We start from the raw sequence: 9,199 nt of genomic DNA, 5'->3' as shown, positions 1-9,199 counted from the left end.
CGGCCCCGCGGCCCTCCCGGGGCCCCCCGTTCTGCGTCCGGCTCCGTCCGGCGGGTGTGCGAGCCGGCGTCCGGCCCGTCCGGCGGGTGTGCGGGCTGGCGTCCGGCCCGTCCGGCGGGTGTGCGGGCCGGGTGCGGGGCCGGGCAGGATGGCGGGCATGACCAACGCAGCGCTGTTCCGCTCCCTGCACGACCCCGCCGACCCGCTCGTGCTCGTCAACGCCTGGGACGCCGCCTCGGCGCGGGTCGTCGCCGCCGCCGGTGCCCGGGCGGTGGCGACCACGTCCGCCGGGGTCGCCTGGACGCTCGGCGTGCCCGACGGTGACGCGCTGACCCGCGACGCGATGCTCGAGCACCTGCGCCGGGTCGTCGCCGCGGTGGACGTGCCGGTGACCGCGGACGTCGAGTCGGGCTTCGGCGCCACCCCGGACGAGGTGGCGGAGACGCTGCGCGGGGTCGCGGACGCCGGCGCGGTCGGCGTGAACCTGGAGGACACCGTCCGCGGGGAGCGGCCCGGCCTGCGTGAGGTGGCCGGCCAGGTGGCGCGGATCGCCGCCGCCCGGGCCGCCGCCCCCGACCTCTACATCAACGCCCGCATCGACACGTACCTCCGCGGCACCGACGACCTCGAGCAGACGATCGAACGGGCACGCGCCTATCTCGACGCCGGCGCGAGCGGGATCTTCGTGCCGGGCGTGGTGGACACCGACACCATCGGCAGGCTCGCCGCCGCGATCCCGGCGCCGCTGAACATCCTGGTCGGGCCGGGCGCGCCGACGGTCGCGGAGCTCGGCAAGCTGGGCGTGGCGCGGGTCAGCCTCGGCTCGTGGGTGGCGGAGGCGGCGTACGCCGTCGCCCGTCGCGCCGCCGAGGAGGCGTTCACCACCGGCACGTACACCAGCCTCGACGGCGCCATCGAATACTCGGAGCTCAACCGTCTGATGGGCTGACCAGCGCCGCGAGAATCTTCTCCAGCCGGCGCTGCCGGGTCGCGTCCGTCTTCGCGCCGTCGAGGGCGAGCACGTGCTGGCGTTGGCCACTGTACGAAAGTGCCTCGAACCTCGCCTTCGCGGTCGGATCCCCGGCCAGGGCGGCGGCGAGATCGGCCGGCACCACGACGGTGCGGGGCGCGGTGTCCGGCTCCAGGTCGACGTCGATCTCGTCGCCGGCCTCGACGCCCGCCCCGGCGCGGACCTCGGCGGAGACGGGCACCATGAACTGCCCGTCGCGGACGGCGACGGTGCTGCGGTACGTGTAGCCGTTGATCGTGACGAGCACCTGGGGCTTCCTGCCCTGCCCGAACGACTCGACGACCTCGGCGGGGACCGTCATGCCCGTGGCGGTCTTCCCGCCGAGGACCAGCGTCGCGCGAAACCTCATGCCCTCATTGGAGCAGCTTCAGCGCCGTTCTGACGGGCAGGCGCTCGACGGTACGTTCGAACGACATCTCCCCGAGGCAGAACCGCTCGAACATCCGCCACCCCGGCGGGGTGCGCAGCATCGCGTGGAAGAGCCCGGGCCGGCGGCTGAACGTGTCCAGCAGCCGCCGCCCGGCCGTCATCGCCGGGGCGAGCCGCTGCTCGACGGCGGTGACGTAGGCGTCGAGGTCACCGGCGGCCGCGGCCGCGCCGGCCAGGGCGCCGGAGCGCACGGCGAAGCTGATCCCTTCGCGGGTCCACGGCTCCAGCAGACCGGCCGCGTCGCCGGCGACGAGGACGCGGCCGGTGCGCAGCGGGGACGTGGCGGTGCGGCAGCGGGTCAGGTGGCCGGAGTCGTGCACGGGCTCGATGCCGTCGAGGCCGAGCCGGGTCACGAAGTCGCGCAGGTACCGCTTGGTCCGCTCGCCCTGCCCGCGGGACGCGATCACGCCGACGGTGAGCAGGTCGTCCTTCGGGAACACCCACGCGTAGGAGCCGGGCAGCGGACCCCAGTCGATCAGCAGCCGCCCCTTCCACTTCGCGGCGACGTCGGCGCCGACGGGCAGCTCCACCTCCAGGCCGAGGTCGACCTGGCCGTACTCGACGCCGGCGTGCCGCGCCGTGATCCCCGACGACCCGTCAGCGCCGATGGCGGTGCGGCCGGTGACGGTCGAGCCGTCGGCGAGCCGGACCACGACCGCGTCGCCGGTCTGTTCCAGGGACCGGGCCGTCGCCGACTGCCGCACGACCGCGCCGGCCTTCTCCGCGGCGAGCCGCAGCGCGTCGTCGAACCTGGGCCGGCGGACCATCTGCAGCAGCGGGCCGCGCCGCGCGGACCGGGCGAACGCGCGCCGCCCGTCGTGGGTGAACTCGACCCGCGTGATGTGGTCGTCGGCGGGGATGTCGATGCGGTCCTCGACCGACTGGACGGTGAAGCCGATCAGCCCGCCACCGCAGGTCTTGTACCGGGGGTGCACCGCCTTCTCCAGGACGAGCGTCCGGGCGCCGGCGGTCGCCGCCGCGTGCGCCGCCGACAGCCCGGCGGGCCCGCCGCCCACGACAACCACGTCCCAGCTTGCTGCGCTGTTGGGTTCACTCACCCGAGCAGACTAGAGGTCGGGGTTCACAGGTGAGATTGGCCTCGTGTGACGCAGACGTCATCCGAATGAGTGACCGATCTGTTTGACTGGCGGAATGTCGGCGATCGACCACCTCATCCACGCCAACGAGCAGTACGCGATCACGTTCCCCGGCCCCCGGCCGGTGCGTCCGAAGCTGCGGCTGACCGTCATCACCTGCATGGACTCGCGCCTGGACCTCTTCGGTGCGCTGGGCCTGGAGATCGGGGACGCGCACCTGATCCGCAACGCCGGCGGCCTGCCGACGGAGGAGGTGCTGCGCTCGCTCGCGATCAGCCAGCGCCGGCTCGGCACCCGCGAGGTCGTGCTGATCCACCACACCGAGTGCGGCATGCAGGACTTCGACGACGACGAGTTCCGCGCGACGCTCACCGCCGAGACGGGCCGGGCGCCGGGCTGGGACGTGCCCGGCTTCACCGACCTGCACGAGACGATGCGCTCCTCGATCGAGACGGTCCGCCAGTGCGCCTGGCTGCCGCACCGCGAGGACGTGCGCGGCTTCATCTTCGACGTCGCCAGCGCCAAAATCGAAGAAGTCCGCTGACGCCGGTGCGGTCCTACGTCGTGACGGGCGGCGGCCGCGGTGTCGGCCGCGCCGTCGCCGAGCGGCTGCTCCGCGACCCCGGCACGACCGTCGTCGTGCTGGAGCGCGACGCGGACGCCCTGACCTGGATCACGCCGGGCGGGCGGGTCACGGGGGTCACCGGGGACGCCGGGGACGAGGACGTCACCGAGCGCGCCGCCGACCTCGCCGAGGCGCGGGGCCCGCTCGCGGGCTGGGTCAACAACGCCGCGGTCTTCCGCGACGCCTGGGTGGATGCCGTACCGGCCGGCGAGGTGCTCGCCCTGATCATGGCGAACCTCGCACCCGCCGTGACGGGCAGCGCCACCGCCGTGCGGCGCTTCCGCGCGGCGGGCCACGGGGGCGCGATCGTCAACGTCTCCTCGCACCAGGCGCAGCGGGCCGTGCGCGGCGCCCTGCCGTACACCACCGCCAAGGCCGCGATCGAGGGCCTGACCCGCGCCCTCGCCGTCGACCACGGCCCGCACGGCATCCGGGTCAACGCCGTCGCCCTCGGGTCGATCGGGACCGAACGGTCGGCGGCCTTCCTGTCCGCCCGCCCACCGGACGAGGCCGCCCGCATCGTGGACCAGCTCGCCCACCTGCACCCGATCGGCCGCGCCGGCGACGCGGCCGAGGCCGCCGAGGCGGTCGCGTTCCTGCTCTCACCTGCCGCGTCGTTCATCTCCGGCGCGGTCGTCCCGGTCGACGGCGGCCGCGCGGCCAGGGGCGACGACCCCGAGTCCCGCTGATACCGGTCGCTTTCGCGCCCTTGGGGTGCGTTCTTCGCGAGTGGGATGCAAACAGCAGGGGTCCCCGCGAGGGGGGCAAGGGGCCTCACAGACACCGGGTCATGTTGCACGATCGATCCCATGCGATACGGGGGGCGGCTGAACCGCATCGAGTTCACAGCGCTGATCGACCAGCGGGCGAACCGGATCCGTGCGAGCGCCGCCGCGCTGCCGTTGTACGGGATGGCGGGCTGGAGCGGCCCGTGCCGCATCGGCGCCTGGACCTGGGACGAGGACCGGCTCGTGCACGCCGGCCTGACCTTCGGCGACCCGGCCGCGGGCGGTGGCTGGGTCGAGGTCGTGACCACCGCCGGCCCGCCCCTGCCGCTGCTCATCGACATGCGCGTCGCCGCCGTCATGCCCCAGCCCCCCGAGGACCGAAAGACGTACGAGCGCAACCTCCGCGCCGCGTCGACCCCCGCCCCGCACCGCGTGGGCATCACCGTCGACGGCGTGCCGAAACCCTTCCAGCGCTGGCCCGACCAGCAGGTCACCGCCGGGCAGCGGGGCTGGCTCGCGGTCCTCGACGAGGTGCCCGGGCTGCTGCTGCGCGTCTCCAACCTCGCCCCGGCCGAGATCAGGCTCGCCCGCGTCGGCGACCTGGAGCCCCACCTGGTCGGCACGAGGACCCAGCTGCTCGCCGGCTACGACGACCACGCCGAGGACCCAGCGCCCTCATAAACGCGCCTTTTCTTGCCCACGACGGCTGGAGAGCCGCGCGGGCTGACGCCGGCTCGCGTGGGGCGGTTCAGTACCGCGAGGCGAGCGCCTGCGCGAAGTTCACCCGTTGCAGCGCCTCCGCCGCGTGCTGCGGCGAGTACACGACCTCCCGCGCCATGTAGTGGTACTGCCCCGCCTGCACCGACACGATCATCGGCCCCGACATCGTGTGCGTCTTCGCCGTCAGGAAGAACAGCCCGAACAGCAGGAACAGGCTCAACCCACACGTGAACGGCGCGAACACCACCCCCAGCACCGTGAACGTCACCCCCAGCGCGATCCCCCACCCCGCCGTCGTGACGACCGGCATCGGCTGCGAGATCACCATCCACCGGCTGCCCTGGATCGGCCACACCCCGACCGGCGTGTAGATCGCCCTGCCGTCGACCCGCACATCCCCGATCTGTACTTCCGGCCCGTTGTACGCGGGCACACTCCCGCCACCGCCGCTGTAAGGGATGGGCAACGTCACGTCAGCATTGTGCCGCCTCCCCCACCGCTCCGGGGACCCCCTCGCTGGTTCCATCCCGTCGGCTGAACAGTCGCCCCTCAGCCGCCGCCCCTGGCGGCGAGCCCGGTGAGGTCCTCGGCGCCCGAGACCGGGTGCGGCTGCTCGCGCCCCTGTCCCGGGACCCGGCCACTCCCCCATCCAGCGCACGACTCGTCCCGCAGCGAGCGCGCCAACCCAGCGGTCAACTCCCCGCCTTCAGCGCACGACCGCCCCGCAGCGCACGCGACGCCCCTGAGGACCGCGGGCCTGGGCCTGGGCCTGGGCCTGGGCCGCACAAAACGACGCCGTAGGAACCGCCTCGCATGGCGCGACTCGCCCCTCCGACGGGACCGGCCGAGAGCAGAACCAGCCGGCTCAACGTCACCGAGACACCGCTGGTCCGTCGCTCAGCCACAAGCAGGCCCGTCGCAGCCAGGCCCCGTCACGTGGTGCACGAGACCATCCAGCAGCGACACCCGCTTCTGTGGAACTCGGAAGCAGTGCGCCCGACTGCCGGAACACACCGCTGCGGCCGGGGCCGGGGCAAAGCTCGCCGACTCCGACTTCGACTTCGACTCCCACCCCGACCTCGACTCCGACCTCGACCCTGACTCAGACCTCAACTCCGACTCCCACCCCGACCTCGACCCTGACTCAGACCTCAACTCCGACTCCCACCCCGACTCCGACTCCCACCCCGACTCCGACGCCTACCCCGACTCCGACTCCGACGCCGACGCCGACGCCGACCTCGACCTCGACCTCGACCGTGGCCGCCGGTCCCCACCCCGCCGCGGTTTCAATGCTCGGCAAGGTGCTCCGCCAGCCGGTCGAAGAAGTGACGCCAGCCCGCCGCGGCGCCTGCGGCGTGCTCGGCGTCCGTGTTCACACCCTGCTGGCGCATCGTCATCTCGGTGCAGCCGTCGCCGGTCGGCTTGAACATCACGCTGACGGTCGAAGCGACGTCGCCGGTCGTGTTGTCGGGGTCGCCGGTCGTCATGACGAGCCGGGCGGGTGCGTCGAGCTCACGGTAGAAGCCGCCGAGCGGATACTCGTTGCCGGCGTCGTCGAGCATGACGACCTGCCACGCGCCACCCGGCCGGGTCTGCATGACGATGCGGTCCTCGGGCGTGGTGAACTCCCGCGGCCCGAACCACTGGCTGAAACCGGCCGGCGTCGTCCACGCCATGTACACACGTTTCGGCTCTGCGGGGAGCCTGCGGGTGATCGAATACTCAACGGTGTTCACGGCGTGCTCCTTGCGAGAGTGGAGAGCCGGCACGTCGCCGGCCCTCCACGTGCGATCAGGCGTAGACGGCTGCGAGCCACTCGGACCAGGTGCCCTCGGCGGTCGCCTGGTCGATGTCGGCGAAGATGTGGTGGCCGGTGAGGATCATTCCGCCGCCGCCCACGAACCGCAGCAGCGCGTCGTCGGTGCGCACGCCCAGGAACCCGGGCTCCAGGGCCACGTCGACCACGCCGACGATGTCCCGCCCGCCGACGGTGAACTGCGCCTTGTCGCCCTCGCTGACCGGCCCGGTCAGACCGACGGCGCCGACGATGCCGGCCCACGCCTGCTCCTGGTCGGACTGCTGCGGTCCGAACGCGGTGACCGGCACGGCGGCACGGCCCGGGAAGTGCACCAGGTACTGCTCGAGCGTGCGCAGGTAGAGCGGGTTGCCCTTGCGCAGCGCGTCATACTGCTCCTCCCAGTCGCCGGTCATGATGCCGCTGTGCACCAGCCGCAGTGCGGTGCTCCCGCCGTCGCGGCCCTCGACGAGATACTCGAACGCCATGAACGCGCCGTCTTCGGCGGGCGCGCCCTTGTACGCGAAGCGGTGCGGCGGCTCCCACGCGGTCACCGTCGACTCGGCGGTGAACCCGGGCATCGTGAGCGTCCCGCGGCCGCCGACGCGCGGCTCGACCTCGGTCCTGCCCATGAACCAGGAGTCGATGCCGGGGCCGGTGGCGATCGCGTCCCAGACCTGCTCGGGCGTGGCCGCGATGTCGATGTCGTGGGTGAGCTCGAATTCGTGCGACATGTCAGGACTCCTCGGTCTGTGAGCGGTGCTGGCTTTCGATCTGAACGTCGATGTCGGCGTCGACGGCTGCCACGTCCATCGGACGGCCGCCCTCCGGACGCAGGCTCGGATGGATCGCGACGATGACCCTGTGGTCACGGCCGCCTTCGGCGTGCTCGTCGTGATATCGGCTCACCAGCGCGGCGACGGCCGCGGTCAGCTCCTGGGCGAACGCGGCCCGGTCGGCCGCGGAGGCGAACCGCACGGTGCCGTCGAGCGCGAAGGTGGCGACCGGCTTGCCCGCCCGGGCCGCCCCGGTGATGAGCGTGCCGACCTCCTTGACGAGCCGGGCCGCGACAGCGAGCAGCCATCGCGCGGACAGCCTGTCGGGCGACTTCGCCGGGTCGGGCGCCACGGCCGAGAGCGCCGTCGGCGAGATCACGAACGACGCGGCCGCGGCTCGCAGCACGCGCTCCGTGACGTTGCCCTTGCGTCGCTCCTCGACCAGCTCGACGAGCCCGTGCGCTTCGAGCGTCTTGAGGTGGTAGTTCACTTTCTGCCGGGGCAGGCCGACGATCGCCGCGAGGCTGGTCGCCGAGTGCGGCTCGACCAGCAGCGACAGCAATCGCGCCCGGATCGGGTCCAGCGCCACCTCTGCCGCGCTGGCCTCCTCGATGACTCCCACTTCGAACATGCGAGAACCGTACCCGCCGAAAACTCGAACTGTCAAGACAAGAAAAATTGTCGGACCCCATCGCTACAGTGACCGCTGTGACATCGCAGGTGCGGGGACCGCGGGTCTCCACCATCGAGTTGTTCTTCGACCTTGTCTTCGTCTTCACCGTGATGCAGCTGGCCAACGTGTTCGTCAAGCACGTGGACGCGACCTACGCGCTCCGGGTGCTGCTGATGCTCGGCATCATCTGGTGGATGTACGGCGGCTACGCCTGGCTGACCAACGCGGTCGCGCCCAGCAGCACGCTGCGCCGCACACTCCTGCTCACCGGGATGGCCGGCTTCATGGTCATCGCCCTGTCCATCCCGTATGCGTTCGACGGCGACGGCTGGGCCTTCGGCGTGGGGTATGCCCTCGTCACCGTCGTCCACTCCGCACTGTTCCTGCAGGCCGACGACAACGCCTCGATCGGCACCGCGATCGCCGGGCTGGCCCCGATCAACGGCACCGCCGCCCTCATCGTTCTCGCAGGCGGGTTCCTCGGCGGCGCTTGGCAGTACGGGCTGTGGACCACGGCGCTCGTGCTGGTCGTCGCCGCGCCGTACCTCCAGCGCAGCATGGGGATCTGGACGATCGACGCGGGCCACTTCGCGGAACGGCACGGGCTGGTCGTCATCGTCGCCATCGGCGAGTCGGTCATCTCCATCGGCCTGGCCTTCGCCGGCATGCACATCGACCCGGCGGCGCTGCTCGTGGCGTTGCTCGGCCTCTGCATCGCGTACTACCTGTACTGGAACTACTTCTCCGGCGACGAGACCCGCGCCGAGCACGCGCTGCACACCATCGCCGAGCCCGTCCGCAAGGCCCGGGTCGCCGTTGTGGCGTGGGGCTACGCGCACTACTTCCTGATCGCCGGCATCGTGTTCACCGCGGTCGGGGTGAAGCTGTCGGTCGGGCACGCCTTCGAGCCGCTGCATTGGCCGAGCGCCATCGTCCTGAGCGTGGGTGTCGCCACGTTCCTGCTCGGCCACGCCTGGTTCCTGTCCACATTGGAGGTGCCTGGAGCCTGGTACCGGGTGGCCGCGGCAGCCGGCGTCATGGCGGCGATCCCGTTAGGACACTGGCGGGCCGTCGCCCAGGTCACCGCGGTCCTGCTCGTGATGGCCGCCGCGGTCATCGCGAAGGACATCAAGACCGTCCGCGCCCAGCACACCACCGCCATCCACGACTTCGGCCGCTGACCGCCCCGGCCGTCGGCCCGCCCGCAATAGCGACGGGCCCGGCGGCCATGCCCGACGCATCGGCCCTGCGGCGGGCTGAGGGACATGACCCGACGGGATGCAGGCCACCGGGCAGGACCTGACGGGCGCCGGGGCCAGCGGG

At 72.4% G+C, this 9,199-nt stretch carries 11 protein-coding genes; 5 read left to right on the top strand and 6 right to left on the bottom strand.

What is annotated here, in order from left to right; genetic code table 11:
• Nucleotides 1-157: 157 nt before the first annotated feature.
• The gene (locus tag ABD332_RS22655) at nt 158-949 is read left to right on the top strand and encodes an isocitrate lyase/PEP mutase family protein (RefSeq protein ID WP_344504005.1); all 792 of its coding nucleotides are present in this window, start codon (nt 158-160) and stop codon (nt 947-949) included.
• Here ABD332_RS22655 and ABD332_RS22650 read toward each other — a convergent pair.
• Together ABD332_RS22650 and ABD332_RS22645 are read right to left on the bottom strand one after the other, a co-directional pair.
• Nucleotides 930-1,379 carry a YdeI/OmpD-associated family protein gene (locus ABD332_RS22650; RefSeq protein WP_344504004.1) on the bottom strand — a complete coding sequence of 150 codons (450 nt, stop codon included), beginning with the start codon at nt 1,377-1,379 and terminating at the stop codon, nt 930-932. The genes ABD332_RS22655 and ABD332_RS22650 overlap by 20 nt on opposite strands.
• A 4-nt stretch (nt 1,380-1,383) precedes the next feature.
• Nucleotides 1,384-2,517 (bottom strand): geranylgeranyl reductase family protein, encoded by a 1,134-nt coding sequence (locus ABD332_RS22645; protein ID WP_344504003.1) that lies wholly within the window; start codon nt 2,515-2,517, stop codon nt 1,384-1,386.
• Nucleotides 2,518-2,611: 94 nt separating this feature from the next.
• Between ABD332_RS22645 and ABD332_RS22640 the strand changes: the two genes are divergently transcribed.
• The 3 genes from ABD332_RS22640 to ABD332_RS22630 all read left to right on the top strand — a co-directional run bounded on the left by ABD332_RS22640 (nt 2,612) and on the right by ABD332_RS22630 (nt 4,590).
• Nucleotides 2,612-3,100, top strand: a complete 489-nt coding sequence (locus ABD332_RS22640; protein WP_344504002.1) for a beta-class carbonic anhydrase — start codon at nt 2,612-2,614, stop codon at nt 3,098-3,100.
• A 5-nt stretch (nt 3,101-3,105) separates the two neighbouring features.
• Nucleotides 3,106-3,870 carry an SDR family NAD(P)-dependent oxidoreductase gene (locus ABD332_RS22635; RefSeq protein ID WP_344504001.1) on the top strand — a complete coding sequence of 255 codons (765 nt, stop codon included), beginning with the start codon at nt 3,106-3,108 and terminating at the stop codon, nt 3,868-3,870.
• 120 nt (nt 3,871-3,990) lie between these two features.
• Entirely contained in the window at nt 3,991-4,590 is a 600-nt protein-coding gene (locus ABD332_RS22630) for a hypothetical protein (RefSeq protein ID WP_344504000.1), read from the top strand.
• Between the two features lie 67 nt (nt 4,591-4,657).
• Here ABD332_RS22630 and ABD332_RS22625 read toward each other — a convergent pair whose 3' ends face one another.
• From ABD332_RS22625 to ABD332_RS22610, 4 genes are all read right to left on the bottom strand, one after another.
• Nucleotides 4,658-5,101 carry a hypothetical protein gene (locus ABD332_RS22625; RefSeq protein ID WP_344503999.1) on the bottom strand — a complete coding sequence of 148 codons (444 nt, stop codon included), beginning with the start codon at nt 5,099-5,101 and terminating at the stop codon, nt 4,658-4,660.
• A gap of 817 nt (nt 5,102-5,918) precedes the next feature.
• Nucleotides 5,919-6,368 carry an SRPBCC family protein gene (locus tag ABD332_RS22620; protein ID WP_344503998.1) on the bottom strand — a complete coding sequence of 150 codons (450 nt, stop codon included), beginning with the start codon at nt 6,366-6,368 and terminating at the stop codon, nt 5,919-5,921.
• Nucleotides 6,369-6,423: 55 nt separating this feature from the next.
• Entirely contained in the window at nt 6,424-7,161 is a 738-nt protein-coding gene (locus ABD332_RS22615) for an SRPBCC family protein (RefSeq protein ID WP_344503997.1), read from the bottom strand.
• Between the two features lies 1 nt (nt 7,162).
• Nucleotides 7,163-7,834 (bottom strand): ArsR/SmtB family transcription factor, encoded by a 672-nt coding sequence (locus ABD332_RS22610; protein ID WP_344503996.1) that lies wholly within the window; start codon nt 7,832-7,834, stop codon nt 7,163-7,165.
• A gap of 77 nt (nt 7,835-7,911) precedes the next feature.
• Here ABD332_RS22610 and ABD332_RS22605 point away from each other — a divergent pair, with 77 nt between their 5' ends.
• Nucleotides 7,912-9,057 carry a low temperature requirement protein A gene (locus tag ABD332_RS22605; protein ID WP_344503995.1) on the top strand — a complete coding sequence of 382 codons (1,146 nt, stop codon included), beginning with the start codon at nt 7,912-7,914 and terminating at the stop codon, nt 9,055-9,057.
• Nucleotides 9,058-9,199 lie beyond the last annotated feature (142 nt).

The organism is Dactylosporangium maewongense (assembly GCF_039531485.1).
Taxonomy (GTDB): Bacteria; Actinomycetota; Actinomycetes; order Mycobacteriales; family Micromonosporaceae; genus Dactylosporangium; species Dactylosporangium maewongense.
This window is presented reverse-complemented; position numbering and strand designations above follow the sequence as displayed.